We start from the raw sequence: 16696 nt of genomic DNA on the forward strand, positions 1-16696 counted from the left end.
GGTGATGATCCTTTACGCCCACGCCGGGCTGGATGCGGCCGCGGTATCGCGGCAGCTGGCCGAGGGCACGCGCGGGATCGTGGTGGCCGGGGTGGGCGAGGGCAATATGCCCGAGAGCGTTCGGCAGGAACTGGCACGGCTGGCCGCGCGCGGCATCTGCGTGGTCCGGGCGAGCCGGGCCGACGAAGGGCTGGTCGATCGCGAGCCCGAGGATGCCGGCAATGGCTTCGTTGCCGCGCGTGCGCTCAACCCGCAAAAGGCGCGCATCCTGCTGCAATTGCTGCTGGCCGCTGGCGAAAGCGATCCCGCCGCCATCCAGCGCGCCTTCGACGGGCGTTAAGGCCCCCTCTTCTTAAGAGGAGGGGGTTGGGGGTGGTGGCGACGCGCCAGCGTCGCGCTTGCCGCTATCACCACCCCACTGCGACTAGGCTCGCCTGCGGCTTGCCAAGTCTCGTTGCCCCTCCTCTGAAGAGGAGGGGGCATGTTCGTAGATCAGCCGTGCGGCATCACGAGATATTTCTCGCCGGTCTTCATCTGGCGATAATCGAGGATGGCATCCTTGGTCAGCATGCCCTCGAGATCGACCTTGGTCTTGTAGCCGCTGGCGAAGGTGGTGGTGAGGTTGTCGAGCACGCGCTTGCGCATGCGCATCACCGTTTCCATTCCCGCGGTCTGCAGGAACGGCGTCAGCAGCCAGCCCGAGAGCGTCCAGCCGAAGCCGTAGCTGGGCGTCAGCGTGGTCGGCCCGAAGTCGAGGCGGCCATAGATGAACATCCGCTTCTGCTGGTTGGAGCCGTAGCGCGAATATTCGGTCATCTTGCCGACCGCGACCTGTTCCATCGCCTTGAAGCAGGTGTCGACCATCTTACCGCCGCCGATCGGATCGAAGCCGTAGAAGGCGTCGGTATCGTCGATCGCCGCCTTGAGCTGGTCGAGGAAATCGTCGTCGGAGGAATTCACGACATGCGTCGCGCCCTGGTCCTTGAGCAGCTTGGCCTGCTCGTCCTTGCGCACGATATTGACGAGGCCCATGCCGTCCTCGAGGCAGATGCGGTTGAGCATCTGGCCGAGATTGGATGCGCCGACGGTGTGCAGGATCGCCTTGTGGCCATCCATCCGGGCGTTCTCGACGAAGCCGAGCGCGGTCATCGGATTGACGAAGCTCGACGCGCCGGCTTCGGCGCTGTTATCGCCCAGCGGGAGGCACATGGCGGCATCGGCAATCGCGTATTCGCTGTAGGCAGTGCCGGGCACGCAGGCGACCCGCTGGCCCATCAGCGCCTTGGCCATGTCGCTGTCGCCGGTTGCGATGACCGTGCCTGCGCCTTCGTTGCCTGCGGGCAGGCGCTGGCCATGGCGGGCTTTCTGCCCGGAGTTGAACGGCTCGGGCATCTTGGCGACGACCTTGCCGGGGGAATAGTCGGCGTTCTCGAAATCGGCCGCGCCGGTCAGGATCGCGAGGTCCGACGGGTTGATCGGCGCGGCTTCCATCTTGACCAGCACCTGATTACCGGTGGGATCGGGAAATTCGCTCTGCGCGATCTCGACGGTCAGCGTACCGTCGCTTTCAAGAGTGGTGAAAAGCTGCTTTCCGGTGGTGGTCATCTGCATTCTCCCAATTCAATTCTGGACCTAACCGGCCTATCGCTAGGCGCGCTCGTGGCGCTTGGCTAGGGTGACGTTGGGTCAACTATCCGCGGGGTAGCTCGCCGATACGAAATACAGGCCGTGCGGGGGCGCGTTCAATCCCAATTCCTGCCGGTCGCGCGCGGCCAGCGCTTCGGCCATGCGCTCTTCGGGCCAGCGGCCCATGCCGACCAGCGCAAGGCAGCCGACCATCGAGCGGACCTGGTGATGGAGGAAGCTGCGCGCTTCAGCGTGAACGCGGACTTCCGTGCCCATCGGCGTCGCCACCTGCTCGACATCAAGCCGGTCGAGCGTTTTCACCGGGCTGTCGGACTGGCAATGGACCGAGCGGAAAGTGGTGAAATCATGCAGCCCGACCAGCGCCTGCGCCGCGCGGTGCATGGCCTGTGCGTCGAGTTCCTGCGGCACCTGCCACAGGCGGCCGCGTTCCAGCGTCAGCGGCGCGCGGCGGTTGGCAATCCGGTAGACATAGGACCGCCCGGTGCAGGAAAAGCGCGCATGCCAGTCGTCGGGGACGATCGCGCAATGCGTCACCGCGACGGGATCGGGGCGGAGGTGCGCATTGAGCGCCTCCATCAGGCGGTAAGGCTTGATGTCCTTTTCGGCATCCAGATGGCTGCGCATCGCGATCGCGTGCACGCCTGCATCGGTCCGGCCGGCGCTGTGCAGCCGCACCTCCTCACCCAGCACGCGAAACGCCGCTTCCTCGACCGCCTGCTGGACGCTCGGCCCGTCTTTCTGCCGCTGCAGGCCGAAGAAGGGTGTCCCGTCGAATTCGAGAGTAAGCGCGAAACGGGTCATCGGCGGCCCACACTCCCCACACCCGTCATTCCCGCGCAGGCGGGAATCCAGCCGACGATCGCGGCAGGCGAGAGGGTATCTGGGGCCCCGCCTTTGTGGGGGTGACGGACAGGGTCGGCAGTCATTCGAGAACGACACCCTTGGCCACCGCGTTGCCGCGCAGGAAGGTGTCCAGGTCCATCTTCGGCTTGCCCGCGCGTTGCAGTTCGAGCGGACGGATCGCTCCCTCGCTGCATGCGATCGCCAGCCGCTCGTCGAGCACTTCGCCAGGCGCGCCCGACCCCTCGACCACCTCGGCGCGCAGCAGCTTCACCCGCTGGCCATCGAGTTCGAACCAGGCTCCCGGAAAGGGCGACAGGCCATGGGCGTGCCGAACCACCTCCACCGCCGGACGGTCCCAGTCGATCCGCGCCTCGGCCTTGTCGATCTTGGCGGCATAGGTCGCATCGGCATCGTCCTGCGCGATCGGCACATGGATATTGAGGTCGCGCAAGGTGCCGACCATCAGTTGCGCGCCGAGTTCGGCCAGTTCCCCGGTAAGCTCGCCGGTGGTCTTGCCCTCAATCGGGGTGCGCGCCATCGCCAGCATCGGGCCGGTATCGAGCCCGGCCTCCATCTGCATGATCGTGACGCCGGTCACCTTGTCGCCCGCCATCACCGAGCGGTGGATCGGCGCCGCACCGCGCCAGCGCGGCAGGATCGAGGCATGCACGTTGAGGCAGCCATGTTCGGGCGCATCGAGCACCGCCTGCGGCAGGATCAAGCCATAGGCAGCGACCACTGCGACATCGGCGTGGAGTGCGGCGAAGGCTTGCTGCTCTTCGGCCGATCTCAGCGATTTGGGATGGCGGACCTCGATCCCCAGATCGCTGGCGCGCTGGTGCACCGGGGTGGGGGTCAGTTCCTTCCCGCGGCGGCCACCCGGACGCGGCGGCTGGGTGTAGACGCAGACGACCTCATGCGCCGCATCGACCAGAGCCTGCAGCGTCGGCACTGCGAAATCGGGCGTTCCCATGAAGATTATGCGCATGATTGGGCGGTTGGCCTTTCTCTGTTTGGCTGCGGCCCCTATCTGTCGCCCCATGGCATCGCAAGAGATCGAAACCCTCGCCGCCGCACTGGCGCGCCTGCCCGGGCTCGGACCGCGCAGCGCCCGGCGCGCGGTGCTGTGGCTGGTCAAGCGCCGCGAAAGCGCGCTGCCCGCACTGCTCGAAGCGCTCGCCACGGTGGGCGAAGCGCTGGTCGAATGCGACACCTGCGGCAATGTCGACACCACCAACCCGTGCGGGATCTGCGCCGATCCGCGGCGCGATCTGAAATCGCTCTGCGTGGTCGAGGATGTCGCCGACCTGTGGGCGCTCGACCGCGCGAAGCTGTTCACCGGGAAGTACCACGTGCTCGGCGGCAAGCTGTCCGCGCTCGACGGCGTGCGGCCCGAAGACCTCAATATCGCGCAATTGCTGGCGCGCGTGGAGGCGGGCGGGGTGGACGAAGTGGTGCTGGCGATGAACGCCACGCTCGAAGGGCAGACGACCGCGCATTACCTCGCCGAACGGCTCGAGGAGCATCCCGTGCGCATCACGCAGCTCGCCCACGGCCTGCCGGTCGGCGGCGAACTCGACTATCTCGACGAAGGCACGCTTGCACAGGCGCTACGCGCGCGGCGGCCGCTGGGGTAGGTTTTTGATGCGTGCGGGAAGCGCCTCCGCGCTTCCCTTGCGGCTGTGCCATCCCACGCCCCCTCCCGGCCACCCACGGCCCGGTATTCTATGGGGAGGCGGGAGGGGGCGTGGGATGGTACAGCAAGAGCCGGACGGAAGTCCGGCGCGCACGCAACGAACAATTGAAGAATCCGCATGGCGCGACTATCTGGCAACCCATGGCTATCCGTGAAATCCTCGAAGTGCCGGATCCCCGGCTCAAAACCGTGTCCGAACCCGTCACCGAATTCGGCGACGAGCTGAACGAACTCGTCTCCGACATGTTCGAAACCATGTATGCCGCGCCCGGTATCGGCCTTGCCGCGATCCAGGTCGGCGTGCCCAAGCGCGTGCTGGTGATCGACCTCCAGCCCGAGGACGAGGATGCGGAACCCGAACCGTGCAATCACGACGGGCACGAACACGTCCACTATCCGACGAAGAAGGAACCGCGGGTGTTCATCAACCCCGAAATCCTCGATCCCGCGGAAGACCTCGCCAGCTACCAGGAAGGCTGCCTCTCGGTCCCCGACATCTTCGCCGATGTCGACCGTCCGGCGGCCTGCCGCGTGCGTTATCAGGACCTCGAGGGCGAAACGCATGAAGAGGACATGGAAGGCCTGATGGCCACCTGCATCCAGCACGAGATGGACCATCTCGAAGGCATCCTGTTCATCGACCACCTCAGCCGTCTCAAACGCAACATGGCGCTCAAGAAGCTAAAGAAGCTGCGCGAAGCGGCGTAAGGACCTCCCTCAGAATTGCGTCATCCCCGCGCAGGCGGGGATCCAGCTGAGTTGGGTTTCTTTCGCGAAGTTATCTGGGGCCCTGCCTGCGCAGGGGCGACGCATGTGTTGATTGTGGCAATGTGCACCTAGCGTTCCCGCTCCGTTCTGCGTAGGGTCGCGCCATGGATCCGACCCTCATCGCCATCATCGTGCTCGTCCTCGGCCTCGCGCTGGGATATTTCCTCGGTCACCGTCTCGGCTCCGCGCCGGTCAAGGACTGGCAGGCGCGCCACGGCGAGCGCGATGCGGAGGCCAAGGAACTCGACGCGAAGTTCCGCAAGGCGATCGTCGACCTGGAAAATGCCACGGTCCGGGCGGAGCGGGCCGACGCGCTCGACGGCGAATTGCGCGAAACGCGCCGCCAGCACGAGGCGGTGCTAGATGAAATGCGCCGCAATAACGGGGCGCTCAGCGCCGAGCTTGCGACGCTGAAGGAAAAGACCGCCAATTTCGAAGAGCAGAAACGCCTGCTGATCGAAGCGCGGGAGGAAATGCTTAAGGAATTCCAGAACACCGGTTCGGCGGTGCTGACCAAGGCGCAGGATGCCTTTCTCGAACGCGCGACCGAGCGGCTGGGGCATTCGGAGAAAACCTCCGAAGCGAAGATCCGCGAATTGCTGCAGCCGGTGGGCGACCGGCTCAAGAAATACGAGGACCAGGTCGCCGCGCTGGAGGAAAAGCGCACCAATGCGTTCTCCTCGCTCGCAGCGCAGATCGAGCAGATGCGGCTGGGCCAGGAAGAGGTCCGGCGCGAGGCGCAGCGGCTCGGCAACAGCCTCACCAACGCGCCAAAGGCGCGCGGCCGCTGGGGCGAGCGCGCGCTGCAGAACGTGCTCGAACAATGCGGCCTGTCCGAACACACCGATTTCATTCTCGAACATTCGATCGAGACCGACGAAGGGCGGCTGCGCCCCGATGCGGTGGTCCATGTGCCGGGCCAGAAGAAGCTGGTGATCGACGCCAAGGTTTCCCTGAACGCCTATCAGGCCGCGTTCGAGGCCGATGACGAGAACGAACGCATCCGGCATCTCGACCTGCATGCGAAATCGATGCGCGGGCATGTCCAGACGCTGGGTTCGAAAAGCTACCAGAGCCAGTTCGACGACACGCCCGACTATGTCGTCATGTTCGTTCCGGGCGAGCATTTTGTCGCCGCCGCGCTCGAACACGATCCCGAATTGTGGGACTTCGCCTTTCGCAACAAGGTGTTGCTGGCCACGCCGACCAACCTCGTCGCCATCGCGCGCACCGTGGCGCAGGTCTGGCGGCAGGACAAAATGGCTGACGAAGCACGTGAGATCGGCGCAATGGGGGCTGAATTGTATGATCGGCTTCGCGCCGCGTCTGAGCATCTCAAGCGCGTGGGCGGCGGACTGGAAAGCGCAGTGAACAATTACAACAAATTCGTCGGCAGCTTCGAGCGCAATGTGCTGTCGTCGGGACGCCGAATGGCGGAAAAGGGAGTGGAGATCGGCAAGGCAGAGATTCCCGACGTCCCGCTGGTCGAGGGAACGCCACGCTACAACGCCGAAGATGCCGCGCAGATCGCCGACGGGCGCGAAGCAGCAGAGTAGGGCACCCCCGTATCTAAGGGGCGGGCATGGCGGCGGGCTTGGCCTGCGAAAACCGCCTGGCGAGCAGCGTCCGGACGGGCTTGTCGTACCACGCATCGAGCGCCAGCGCCGCGGGTACCAGCACCGCCGCGATACTCAGGCGGACGAGGGGATCGTCGGCCAGCGCGATGAGCGGCACATGGATGCAATAGAGCGGGTAGGACAGCGCGCCCATCCGCTGCCATAGCGGCTGGAACGGCATCTCCATTCGCGTGCCGAGCCAGACGATTGCGGGCAGGCCGAACAGGATCGCGGCGGTGTCCCACAGCGCGCGGTCGGGTCCGCCGAAATAGGTCAGGGCAAGCAGCGCGGCTGGCAGCAGCAACGCAAGCCGGGTGATACGCCGTACCGGCGCTGCCTGCGCATGCCAGCGATAGATCAGCATGCCCGCAGTGAAAGAGTAGAGCGTACGCGGGACCGCCCATCCGGCCCCGTTCCAATGCGAGCCCAGTTCGCGTGGCCACGGGCCCGACAGGATCGCGAAGGCGAGCAGTACCCCGGAAACCAATGCAACCAGCGCCAGCTTGCGCGTCGAAAGCCCGACGAGCACCAGCGCGAAGGCGATATTGGCAAGCACTTCGGCAAGCAGCGACCAGAACGGCGGGTTGGTCGGAAACAGGCTCAGTCCCAGAAAATCGGGTACCAGCAGCAGGATATTGGGATTGCCGCCATGCAGGATAATGCCGAGCAGACCGCCGATGAACATCATCGGATAGAGCCGGGCGAAGCGGGCCTTGGCGAAGGCGCGAAACGACAGTCCGTCTGCGAACCGCTTGCCAAACGCCAGCGCGATCACGAAGCCGCTGAGGCAAAAGAAGAAATCGACCGCCAGATAGCCGCCGGGCATGTACCCCAGCGAAATGTGGAACAGCATGACCGCGATCGCCGCAACGCCGCGCAATCCGTCGAGGGAGACAAAGCGATCGGGTGAGGTCATGGGCGTCGGGCCCACTAATAGGGAACTGTGGTTAACATCCCCTTCGCCCGGCCACGGGACGCCGCACGCCCCTCAGAGCGAGGCCAATACCTCATAACCCAGCACCGCCGCGGCGACCGCGGCATTGAGACTATCGGCGCGGCCCTTCATCGGCATGGTCACGCGCAGGTCGCAGGCCATCTCGTATGGTTCGGGCAGGCCGCGGCTTTCATTGCCGACCATGACGAAGCACGGTGCGCTATAGGGTGCGCCGCGATAGGGCTGCGCATCGCGCAAGCTGGCGGCGACAAGCTGCCCTGCGCCGCTGCGCAGCCAGGGTTCGAATTCCTCCCACCGCGCCTGCGCAAGGCGCTGCGTGAACACCGCGCCCATGCTCGCGCGCACTGCCTCGACGCTGAAGGGATCGGCGCAATCGTCGAGCAGGATCACGCCGCCCGCACCGATCGCATCGCCGGTGCGCAGCATGGTGCCCAGATTGCCCGGATCGCGCAGCGCCTGCGCGACCAGCCAGATATCGGCGCTGCTGCGGTCGAGCGCGGCGAGCGAAGTGTCGAATTCGGCGAAGACCCCCGCGACTGCCTGCGGATTGTCCTTGCCGGTGATCTTGGAGAGGATGTCGGGCGTGGTTTCGATAATCTCGCCGCCATCGGCTTCGACCGCCTCTTCGAGCGCGGCCAGCAGCGGGTGCGGCTCGCGCCTGTCGGATAGCACCAGCACTTCGGGCAGATAGCTGCATTCGCGCGCATCGGTCAGCAGCCGCAGCCCTTCGGCAAGGAAGCGGCCGGCGGCCTTGCGGTGTCTCTTTTCGCGCAGCGCGCGCAGCGCCTTGACCGTGGGGTTGGAAAAGCCGGTGATTTCGCGGCGTGTCGGGCTCACGTCAGGGCTCCCCGAAGCCATCCTCGACCATGGCCGAAAGCTGCGCCATCACCGCATCCGCATCCTCGCCTGCAACCACGATCTCGATCGTGTCGCCTTTGGCCGCGCCGAGCATCATCAGCCCGAGGATCGACCCGCCGGCAGCTTCGTTCTCGCCCTTCGCCACGCGCACGTTGCAGCCTTCGGGCAGTTCGGCCACCGCATTGACGAACTTCGCGCTCGCCCGGGCGTGGAGCCCGCGCTGGTTGACTACCACAAGGCTCTTGCGCAGTTCGTTCAAGAGGCTTTCCGTGCGCCGGCGATATCCTGGCCGAGGAATTCACTCGCGACCGTGATGTAATTGCGTCCGGCGGTCTGCGCGGCGTTGACCGCATCGACCACATTCATGCTCTTGCGCGCGCCCGCGAGGCGGATCAGCATCGGCAGGTTGATCCCGGCGATCACTTCAATGTGGCCCGTATCGAGCAGCGAGATGGCGAGGTTGGAGGGCGTCCCGCCGAACAGGTCGGTCAGGATGATCGCACCCTGGCCATCGTCGACCGCCTTGATCGCGTCGGCGATGTCGGCGCGGCGCTGCTCCATGTCGTCATTGGGGCCAATGCAGATGGTGGCCACGGCTTCCTGCTTGCCGACGACGTGCTCCATCGCATCGATGAAGTGTTCGGCCAGCTTGCCGTGGGTGACGAGGATCATGCCGATCATGCAGCTTCAGTTCCGTTGCGATGCCCGAAGAATATGCCAGCGTGGCGCTTAATCATTCCTTGCCCCCGGGTCTAGCGGCGCTCGAGCGGATCGGCGGGACGCGAACCAAGGTTACGGTGAATGACCGTGGGCGAAAATCCGGCCTCACGCAAGACCTCGGCGGCACGTTCCGCGCTATAGACCGAGCGGTGTCTCCCTCCGGTACAGCCGAAGGCGATGTTGAGATAGCTGCGGCCCTGCGCGGCGTAGCGCGGCATGACCTCGAGCAGCAGGTCGGTGATCTTTTCGAAAGCGGGGTCGAAGGCGGGATCGGCGGAGATATGCGTGCCGACTGCTTCATCGAGCCCGGTCTGTTCGCGCAGCCCCTCGATCCAGTGTGGATTGTCGAGAAAGCGCATGTCGAACATCAAATCGGCGACTGGCGGCATGCCCCGCGCGAAGCCGAAGCTGGACACGGTCACGCTCATCCCCGGTTCGGCATTCTCGGCGAAGCGTTCGCGCACCACCTGCTGCAATTGGTTGGCCGCGTAATCGGATGTGTCGATGACGGTATCCGACCAGCGGCGCAGCGGGTCGAGCAATTCGCGCTCGGCCTTGATCCCGTCGAGCGCGGTGCGCCCGCGCGCCATCGGATGCGGCCGCCGCGTCTCGTTATAGCGCCGCTCGAGCTCGGCACTGGTGCAATCGATGAACACCGTGGTCAGTTCGATATCGTCGCGCGCTTCGAATTGCTTGCACAGTGCGATGATCTCTTGCGGCACGAAGCCGCGGGTGCGCGAATCGAAACCGATCGCAAGGCGGGTGTTCGCATCGCTTCCCCCGACCAATCCGCCCAGCAGGCGAATGGGGAAATTGTCGATCGTTTCCCAGCCGAGATCTTCGAGCACTTGCAGCGCGGTCGACTTGCCCGCGCCGGACAGTCCGGTGACGAGCAGGATGCGCTGCGAAGGGGGCGAATCATCAGCCATGGCGGGGGTGCCTATGCCTTTTCATCGCCTTTGGGGAGGGGAAGCCCGTGCAGTTCCAACGCATATTCGGCGCGCAGCGCCTGCACCGCATCACCGGGGGCGAAAGGCAGCATCGGAATGGGCACGCCCTCGATGTCGCGCACGGGAATGTCCATCGGGAAACGCGGTGCAGCGGGATCGAGCGTAAGCAGCAGCGCGACCGGACCTTCGGTCACGGGCAGCTCCGCGATACCGACATTGTGTATCTCGATCAGCCCGCAGGTATTCGGTGGCGGTGCGGCCAACAGCGTGTCGCGAATGCGGACGACCGACACGGCATCGTCACCCACCAGAATAGCTCCGCGATCGATCAGCGCCAGCGCGAGCGCCGACTTGCCCGACCCCGGCTGCCCCTCGATCAGCAGCACCCGCCCGGCGACTCCGACAGCAGTGATATTGGCGAGCACCGCCATGCTCAGCGCTTGGCCGGAAGGCCCAGGTGGAGGCAGGCCCCGCTTTCGCCGTCCATGCGCGAGGTGGCGACCAGCGTCCCGTCATGCGCTTCGGCAATGGTCCGCGCGATGGCGAGGCCGAGCCCCGAATGATTGCCGAAATCCTCTTCCGCCGGGCGGTCCGAATGGAAGCGGCGAAAGACCTTCTCGCGTTTTTCCTCGGGGATGCCGGGACCCTCGTCGCAGATCGTCAGGGTGATCCAGTCGTCGCGGCGGCTGAGGTCGGCCCATATGCGACCCGCAGGCGGCGAAAAGGACACGGCATTGTCGAGCAGGTTCTGGATCACGCGCTCGAGCCGCACCGGGACACCCATCACGCGCGCCGGGCGGTCCGCGCCCGTGATTTCGAGCGTGCGGCCTTCGTTCTCGTCGCGCGCCTCGCGGCTTTCGACGATCGTGCAGAGCAATTGCGCCAGATCGACCGGTTCGAATTCGGTCCGCGACATTTCGGCATCGATCCGGCTGGCGTCCGAAATCTCGGTGACCAGCCGGTCGATCCGCCGCACGTCATGCGTGGCGATATCGAGCAATTGCGCGCGCAAGGTCGGATCCTCGACCTTGCTGAGCGATTCGGTCGCGCTGCGCAGCGAGGCGAGCGGGTTCTTGATCTCATGCGCGACATCGGCGGCGAAATGTTCGACCGCATCGATCCGCTGCCGCAGCGCGGCGGTCATGTCCGAGATCGAGCGGGCGAGCATGCCGATCTCGTCGCGGCGCTGCGGCAGGCGCGGCACTTCGACCTGCCGGTCGCGGCCCTGCCGCACGCGCACCGCGGCATGGACCAGTTCGCGCAAGGGACGCACGATGGTCTGCGCGAGAAAGAACGACAGCAGCGTCGAGATCACCAGCGCCAGCAGCACGACCAGCGCTACGGTCGAGCGGGCCTCGCGCACGCTTTCGGTAATGTCGACCGGGTTGCGCGTCAGCAGCAGCGTATCGCCGTCGAGCCCGACCGGCGCGGCGGCGTTGATCACATGCGTGCCGTCGGGTGCATCGCGCAGGACGATCTGCGTCAGGCTGTCCTCGCGCGCCCGCGTCAGTTCGGGCCAGTCACCGACATCGTCGGTCTCGGGCTCGACATAGTCGGGCAGGGCCGGGGCGCCCACCACCCGGTCGAACCAGCGATCGAGCCGCAATGCGAAGGCGCTCTGGTCGACTTCCTTCGCGCTTGGCAGGACGAAACTGGGCGGGGCGAGCTTGAAGCTATCCGATTCGAGCGTGCCGTCGGGGCTGTAGACCCGCAGGCGCAAGCGTTGCTCCTTGCCGATCTGGATCAGCAGCGCTTCCTGCCGCTGCGGGGTCGCGCCAGCCAGCGCTTCGGCGGTGATCTGCGCTTCGACCAGCGCCAGCTTGAAACGCTCGTCGAGCAATTGCTTGCGATAGGCATCGACATAGATGACCCCGCCGCCCAGCAGCACCAGCGGCAGCACGTTGACGAACAGGATGCGGCTGGTGAGCGAGAGCCGCCGCGACCAGCGCTGCTTCTCGATTCGCGGATCGCCTTTGAGGACACTGCCGGTTTCGGACATTGCGCCTCGCCTCAGCCCTCGTTGAAGCTGTAGCCTGCGCCGTACAGGGTTTCGATGGCGGAGAAGGTGTCATCGACGCTGCGGAACTTGCGGCGCATGCGCTTGATATGGCTGTCGACCGTGCGGTCGTCGACGAAGACGTCGTCGGGATAGGCGGCATCCATCAGCTGGTTGCGGCTCTTGATCACGCCGGGGCGCGCAGCCAGCGCCTCGAGCAGCAGGAATTCGGTTACGGTCAGCGATACCGGCTGCCCATCCCAGGTCACATGGTGACGCGCCGGGTCCATGAACAGGCGCCCGCGTTCGACCAGCTCGCCCGGCTTGTCGTCGAACTGCTCGGACAACAGCAGCGGATGGTCGCCGCCGCTGCGCCGCAGGATCGCGCGGATACGCGCCAGCAGCAGGCGCAGGCTGAACGGCTTGGCGATATAATCGTCCGCGCCCATTTCGAGGCCCGCCTGCTCGTCGGTTTCATCGTCCTTGCTGGTCAGGAAGATCACCGGCAGCGGCGATTGTTCGCGCAGACGGCGGAGCAGCTCCATCCCGTCCATCTTGGGCATCTTGATATCGAAGATGGCCAGATCGGGCGGGTTGGACAGCAGCGCGCCCAGTGCCGCCTCGCCATCCGAATAGACGCGCGTGGCGAATCCTTCGGCCTGCAAAGCGATCGAGACGGTGGTGAGGATATTGCGGTCGTCATCGACCAGCGCGATGACCGTGCGGTTCGTCTCGCCCTGCGGCATCGCCTCTGCGCCCATGTGCTCCATGCCCCGATGACTAGCCGCATTGCCGCGGCAAAACAACGCGGGCGGTCGCATGCCGCGCACTTATCGGCAGCCAGTGGTTTGACGGCGGGTGGCAGCCGGACTATTGGCTTTGAAGACAGCCGCGCATTCGTATGCGCAGGCCACTTTCGGACGAACCCGCATTCCGCGCTGGAGAATTCAGTGACCTTTTCGCTTTCCCATTCGCTTGCCGACCAGGGCATCGAGACTTCCGCCACCATTCATCCCAACATGACGTCGGAAGAGCTGACCGCCGCCGCGCTGGAGCGCAGCGAGGGCCGCCGCGCCAAGGACGGTCCGCTGGTGGTCGAAACGGGCAAGCACACGGGCCGCAGCGCGAAGGACAAGTTCATCGTCCGCAACGCCGAAACCGAAGACACCGTATGGTGGGACAACAATGCCTCGATGACGCCGGCGCATTTCGCCGCGCTCAAGGAAGATTTCCTCAAGGCGGTGGCGGACAAGGGCGAGCTTTTCGTCGCCGACCTGTTCGGCGGCTCGCAGCCCGAGTACCGGGTCAATGTCCGGGTGATCAACGAACTCGCGTGGCACAACCAGTTCATCCGCACGCTGCTGGTGCGCCCGACCGAGGCCGAGCTCGACGGCTTCGTGCCCGAATACACCATCATCGACCTGCCCGGCTTCCAGGCCGACCCCGAACGCCACGGCACGCGCAGCGAGACCGTGATCGCGGTCAATCTCGAAGAAAAGCTGATCCTGATCGGCGGCACCAAATATGCCGGCGAGATGAAGAAGAGCGTCTTCGGCATTCTCAACTACCTGCTGCCCGCCAAGGGCGTGATGCCGATGCACTGCAGCGCCAACATCGGCCCCGACGGCAAGACCGCGGTGTTCTTCGGCCTGTCGGGCACCGGCAAGACCACGCTGTCGGCCGATGCCAGCCGCACGCTGATCGGCGATGACGAGCATGGCTGGTCGGATACGGCGGTCTTCAACTTCGAAGGCGGCTGCTACGCCAAGATGATTCGTCTCAACCCCGAGGCCGAGCCGGAAATCTACGCCACCACCAAGATGGAAGGCACCGTGCTCGAAAACGTCGTGATGAACGATGCAGGCGAGATCGACCTCGACGACAACAGCCTCGCCGAGAACACCCGCGGTGCCTATCCGCTGTCGTCGATTCCGAACACCTCGGAAAAGAACATGGGCCCGCCGCCCTCCAACGTCATCATGCTGACTGCCGATGCCTTCGGCGTGCTGCCCCCGATCGCGCGGCTGACGCCCGATCAGGCGATGTATCACTTCCTCTCGGGCTACACCGCCAAGGTCGCGGGCACCGAAATCGGCGTGACCGAACCCGAAGCCACCTTCAGCACCTGCTTCGGCGCGCCCTTCATGCCGCGCCACCCCAGCGTCTACGGCAATTTGCTCAAAGAACGCATCGCCAAGGGCGAAGTGCATTGCTGGCTGGTCAACACCGGCTGGACCGGCGGCAAGTACGGCGTGGGCAGCCGGATGCCGATCAAGGCCACCCGCGCATTACTCAATGCCGCGCTCGACGGGTCGCTCAACGACGCCGAATTCCGCAAGGACCCCAACTTCGGTTTCGAAGTGCCGGTTGCGGTCGCGGGCGTCGATACGGGCATTCTCGACCCGCGCTCGACCTGGGCGGACAAGGACGAGTACGACCGCACCGCCAGCAAGCTGGTGCAGCTTTTCGTCGACAATTTCGAACCATTTGCAGCGCATGTCGACCAGGGCGTGCGCGACGCGGCGCCGAGCAAGTCGGTCGCTGCCTGACCCGTTTCGCTCCGCTCGGGAGCGCACCAGTCGGAGAGGAGGCCCCCGGCCGCAGCAATGCGGACCGGGGGCTTTAACATTGCGCGTCCACCTGCCATTGTGCGCGCACTTTACCGCAGGAGATTTTCGCGATGGGCCTTTTCGACAGCATCCTCAGCCAGGTCGGTGACAATCCGACCGTGACCAACATGGCAGAAAAATTCGGCATCGATCCCGAGCTCGCGGCGAAAGCCGTGGCCGCGCTGGGCGAAGCGCATCAGGATCCGGGCGACACGATCGAGGTTGCCTCGGCCAAGACCGGAATGGACACGCAGTTGCTCGAACAGATCCGCGATGCGATCGGCGGCGAAGGCTCGCTGGCCAAGTTTGCCAGCATGCTCGACCTCGATGGCGACGGCAATCCGCTCGACGATATCGCCGGAATGGCCAGCGGACTGTTCGGCAAGAAGTAGCGGCAGCTCAGACCGTGCTGGCGGGTACTGCCAGCCGGTCGAGATAGCTCCAGATACGGCTCACCACGACCGAGCCTTCGCCAACCGCGCTGGCGACACGCTTGACCGATCCCGAGCGCACGTCGCCGACAGCAAAGACGCCGTCGGTGGCGGTTTCGTACGGCCTTTCGCGCCCGACCTGCGCGCCGGTCTTCACGAAGCCGCGGTCATCGGTCTCGACGAGTCCCGACAGCCAGCCGGTATTGGGCGCGGCACCGATCATCACGAACAGCGCGCGCGTGTCGATCACGCGCTCGCCCGTGGGGGTGGTGAAGGTCACGGCTTCGAGATGGCTATCGCCATGCAGATCGGTGATCTCGGTGTCGTAGTGGATCTTTATCGCCGGGTCGGCTTCCAGCCGCTGCGTGAGATAATTCGACATCGACGCGGCGAGGCTGTTGCCGCGGACGACAACGTGGACACAGGTCGCGGTGCGGCTGAGATACATTGCCGCCTGCCCCGCCGAATTGCCGCCGCCAACCACTACCGCTTCGGTGTTGTGGCAGAAACGCGCCTCCATATCGGTCGCGGCATAGAATATCCCCGCGCCTTCGAACGCCTCCAGCCGGTCGAGCGGCAGGCGGCGGTATTGCACCCCGGTGGCGACCAGCACTGCTTTGGCGCAAACCTCGTCGCCATCGTCCAGTTGGGCGCAAAACGTCCCGTCGCTGCGCCGGACCAGCCCCTCGACGCTGCGCGGCATGGCGAAGCGCGTGCCGAATTTCATTGCCTGGATCTGCCCGCGATAGACCAGGTCGGCCCCGCTGATCCCGGTGGGAAAGCCCATGTAATTCTCGATCCGGCTGCTGGTACCCGCCTGCCCGCCAATCGCGGTGTCTTCGATTGTCAGCGCGCACAGCCCTTCGCTACCTGCATAGACCGATGCTGCCACACCTGCGGGGCCGCCGCCGACGATCAGCAGGTCGTAAAGCGTCTCGCAGCAGACATCCAAATCGAGATGCAGATATTGCGCCACCTTGCGCGGAGTGGGGTCGTCGAGCATGTGGTCCTGGCCCAGGATGACGCTGGGGCGGTGACCGGTAAGGTTGCAGGCAGCCAGTGTTTCATTGTCGCTTCCGTCGAGATCGAGGCTTTCGAACGGGATGCGGTTGCGACTGAGGAACTGTTCGACCTTCTGCACCGCCGCGTCGCGGTCTGCGCCGATCAGCTTGACCGCGCTGTTCTTCAGCTCGAACTGCCGCCGCCGCCGGGCGGAAAACACGCCGATGACATGGTCCGACAATTCGGGCACGCGCGCCATCAGGTCGAGCATCGCCTGACGCGGGACTTCGAGCGTACGGGTCGGCTTGGCCGCGCGCATCGGAAGGATGTTCGCCCCTGCGTTGAGGAAGGCAATCTCGCCCATGAACTGCGTTGGGCCGATCGAGCTTTCCATCAGCCGGTTGCGCGAGCGCGGATCGACCACCTCGATTTCGCCGTCGAGGACATAGACGAAGCTGTCCATCGGATCGCCCGCCTCGACCACCACTTCGCCCTCGGCATAGGTCCTGATCCGGCCCAGCCGGTGCAACGCGGCGACATGGTGGTCGGCCAGCGGCACGCGCGGCATGGTCTCGAGATTTTCGCCCAATGCTTCCATGGCTCGG

18 protein-coding genes are annotated in these 16696 nt (G+C 65.3%); 6 read left to right on the forward strand and 12 right to left on the reverse strand.

What is annotated here, in order from left to right; all coding sequences use genetic code 11:
- Positions 1-4 precede the first annotated feature (4 nt).
- Complete coding sequence (locus VWN43_RS03290; protein WP_330768111.1) at positions 5-340, forward strand: hypothetical protein; 336 nt, start codon at positions 5-7, stop codon at positions 338-340.
- 152 nt (positions 341-492) lie between these two features.
- On the opposite strand, the gene VWN43_RS03295 is transcribed toward VWN43_RS03290, so the two are convergent.
- The 3 genes from VWN43_RS03295 to fmt all read right to left on the reverse strand — a co-directional run bounded on the left by VWN43_RS03295 (position 493) and on the right by fmt (position 3478).
- Positions 493-1605, reverse strand: coding sequence for a zinc-binding dehydrogenase (locus tag VWN43_RS03295; RefSeq protein WP_320180673.1), 1113 nt, complete (start codon positions 1603-1605; stop codon positions 493-495).
- Positions 1606-1686: 81 nt separating this feature from the next.
- Positions 1687-2448, reverse strand: a complete 762-nt coding sequence (truA, locus tag VWN43_RS03300; RefSeq protein ID WP_320180672.1) for a tRNA pseudouridine(38-40) synthase TruA — start codon at positions 2446-2448, stop codon at positions 1687-1689.
- 121 nt (positions 2449-2569) lie between these two features.
- Entirely contained in the window at positions 2570-3478 is a 909-nt protein-coding gene (fmt, locus tag VWN43_RS03305; RefSeq protein ID WP_253517970.1) for a methionyl-tRNA formyltransferase, read from the reverse strand.
- 52 nt (positions 3479-3530) lie between these two features.
- On the opposite strand from fmt, the gene recR reads away from it, so the two are divergent.
- From recR to VWN43_RS03320, 3 genes are all read left to right on the forward strand, one after another.
- A complete protein-coding gene (gene recR, locus VWN43_RS03310; protein ID WP_253517967.1) occupies positions 3531-4127 on the forward strand; it encodes a recombination mediator RecR in 597 nt (198 codons plus the stop codon).
- 200 nt (positions 4128-4327) lie between these two features.
- A complete protein-coding gene (locus tag VWN43_RS03315) occupies positions 4328-4894 on the forward strand; it encodes a peptide deformylase (protein WP_320180671.1) in 567 nt (188 codons plus the stop codon).
- Positions 4895-5058: 164 nt separating this feature from the next.
- On the forward strand, positions 5059-6510 hold the full coding sequence (locus VWN43_RS03320; RefSeq protein ID WP_320180670.1) for a DNA recombination protein RmuC: 1452 nt from the start codon (positions 5059-5061) through the stop codon (positions 6508-6510).
- 13 nt (positions 6511-6523) lie between these two features.
- On the opposite strand, the gene VWN43_RS03325 is transcribed toward VWN43_RS03320, so the two are convergent.
- The 8 genes from VWN43_RS03325 to VWN43_RS03360 all read right to left on the reverse strand — a co-directional run bounded on the left by VWN43_RS03325 (position 6524) and on the right by VWN43_RS03360 (position 12819).
- Positions 6524-7486 (reverse strand): acyltransferase family protein, encoded by a 963-nt coding sequence (locus VWN43_RS03325; protein ID WP_320180669.1) that lies wholly within the window; start codon positions 7484-7486, stop codon positions 6524-6526.
- A gap of 72 nt (positions 7487-7558) precedes the next feature.
- Positions 7559-8362: a TrmH family RNA methyltransferase gene (locus tag VWN43_RS03330; protein ID WP_320180668.1), complete on the reverse strand. Its 804-nt coding sequence runs from the start codon at positions 8360-8362 to the stop codon at positions 7559-7561.
- A gap of 1 nt (position 8363) precedes the next feature.
- Positions 8364-8642, reverse strand: coding sequence for an HPr family phosphocarrier protein (locus tag VWN43_RS03335; protein ID WP_320180667.1), 279 nt, complete (start codon positions 8640-8642; stop codon positions 8364-8366).
- Positions 8639-9064 (reverse strand): PTS sugar transporter subunit IIA, encoded by a 426-nt coding sequence (locus VWN43_RS03340; RefSeq protein ID WP_253517932.1) that lies wholly within the window; start codon positions 9062-9064, stop codon positions 8639-8641. Before VWN43_RS03340 ends, VWN43_RS03335 begins: the two co-directional genes overlap by 4 nt.
- A gap of 71 nt (positions 9065-9135) precedes the next feature.
- A complete protein-coding gene (rapZ, locus tag VWN43_RS03345) occupies positions 9136-10032 on the reverse strand; it encodes an RNase adapter RapZ (protein ID WP_320180666.1) in 897 nt (298 codons plus the stop codon).
- A gap of 11 nt (positions 10033-10043) precedes the next feature.
- The gene (locus VWN43_RS03350; RefSeq protein ID WP_320180665.1) at positions 10044-10484 is read right to left on the reverse strand and encodes an HPr kinase/phosphorylase; all 441 of its coding nucleotides are present in this window, start codon (positions 10482-10484) and stop codon (positions 10044-10046) included.
- 2 nt (positions 10485-10486) lie between these two features.
- On the reverse strand, positions 10487-12052 hold the full coding sequence (locus tag VWN43_RS03355; RefSeq protein WP_253517922.1) for an ATP-binding protein: 1566 nt from the start codon (positions 12050-12052) through the stop codon (positions 10487-10489).
- Positions 12053-12063: 11 nt separating this feature from the next.
- On the reverse strand, positions 12064-12819 hold the full coding sequence (locus VWN43_RS03360; protein ID WP_301298643.1) for a response regulator transcription factor: 756 nt from the start codon (positions 12817-12819) through the stop codon (positions 12064-12066).
- A gap of 180 nt (positions 12820-12999) precedes the next feature.
- Here VWN43_RS03360 and VWN43_RS03365 point away from each other — a divergent pair, with 180 nt between their 5' ends.
- Together VWN43_RS03365 and VWN43_RS03370 are read left to right on the forward strand one after the other, a co-directional pair.
- Positions 13000-14598: a phosphoenolpyruvate carboxykinase gene (locus VWN43_RS03365; protein WP_320180664.1), complete on the forward strand. Its 1599-nt coding sequence runs from the start codon at positions 13000-13002 to the stop codon at positions 14596-14598.
- Between the two features lie 131 nt (positions 14599-14729).
- A complete protein-coding gene (locus VWN43_RS03370) occupies positions 14730-15050 on the forward strand; it encodes a hypothetical protein (RefSeq protein WP_253517916.1) in 321 nt (106 codons plus the stop codon).
- A gap of 7 nt (positions 15051-15057) precedes the next feature.
- Here the strand turns inward: VWN43_RS03370 and VWN43_RS03375 are convergent, their stop codons facing one another.
- A complete protein-coding gene (locus VWN43_RS03375; protein ID WP_320180663.1) occupies positions 15058-16689 on the reverse strand; it encodes an FAD-dependent oxidoreductase in 1632 nt (543 codons plus the stop codon).
- Positions 16690-16696: the final 7 nt, after the last annotated feature.

The sequence above is a fragment of the Qipengyuania sp. HL-TH1 genome, assembly GCF_036365825.1.
Classification (GTDB): domain Bacteria; phylum Pseudomonadota; class Alphaproteobacteria; order Sphingomonadales; family Sphingomonadaceae; genus Qipengyuania; species Qipengyuania profunda.

Coding starts and splice junctions, on each gene's coding strand:
- VWN43_RS03290 (WP_330768111.1), top strand. CDS start 5: ATGATCCTTTACGCCCACGCCGGGCTGGATGCGGCCGCGGTATCGCGG.
- VWN43_RS03295 (WP_320180673.1), bottom strand. CDS start 1,605: ATGACCACCACCGGAAAGCAGCTTTTCACCACTCTTGAAAGCGACGGT.
- truA (WP_320180672.1), bottom strand. CDS start 2,448: ATGACCCGTTTCGCGCTTACTCTCGAATTCGACGGGACACCCTTCTTC.
- fmt (WP_253517970.1), bottom strand. CDS start 3,478: ATGCGCATAATCTTCATGGGAACGCCCGATTTCGCAGTGCCGACGCTG.
- recR (WP_253517967.1), top strand. CDS start 3,531: ATGGCATCGCAAGAGATCGAAACCCTCGCCGCCGCACTGGCGCGCCTG.
- VWN43_RS03315 (WP_320180671.1), top strand. CDS start 4,328: ATGGCTATCCGTGAAATCCTCGAAGTGCCGGATCCCCGGCTCAAAACC.
- VWN43_RS03320 (WP_320180670.1), top strand. CDS start 5,059: ATGGATCCGACCCTCATCGCCATCATCGTGCTCGTCCTCGGCCTCGCG.
- VWN43_RS03325 (WP_320180669.1), bottom strand. CDS start 7,486: ATGACCTCACCCGATCGCTTTGTCTCCCTCGACGGATTGCGCGGCGTT.
- VWN43_RS03340 (WP_253517932.1), bottom strand. CDS start 9,064: ATGATCGGCATGATCCTCGTCACCCACGGCAAGCTGGCCGAACACTTC.
- rapZ (WP_320180666.1), bottom strand. CDS start 10,032: ATGGCTGATGATTCGCCCCCTTCGCAGCGCATCCTGCTCGTCACCGGA.
- VWN43_RS03350 (WP_320180665.1), bottom strand. CDS start 10,484: ATGGCGGTGCTCGCCAATATCACTGCTGTCGGAGTCGCCGGGCGGGTG.
- VWN43_RS03355 (WP_253517922.1), bottom strand. CDS start 12,052: ATGTCCGAAACCGGCAGTGTCCTCAAAGGCGATCCGCGAATCGAGAAG.
- VWN43_RS03360 (WP_301298643.1), bottom strand. CDS start 12,819: ATGGAGCACATGGGCGCAGAGGCGATGCCGCAGGGCGAGACGAACCGC.
- VWN43_RS03370 (WP_253517916.1), top strand. CDS start 14,730: ATGGGCCTTTTCGACAGCATCCTCAGCCAGGTCGGTGACAATCCGACC.
- VWN43_RS03375 (WP_320180663.1), bottom strand. CDS start 16,689: ATGGAAGCATTGGGCGAAAATCTCGAGACCATGCCGCGCGTGCCGCTG.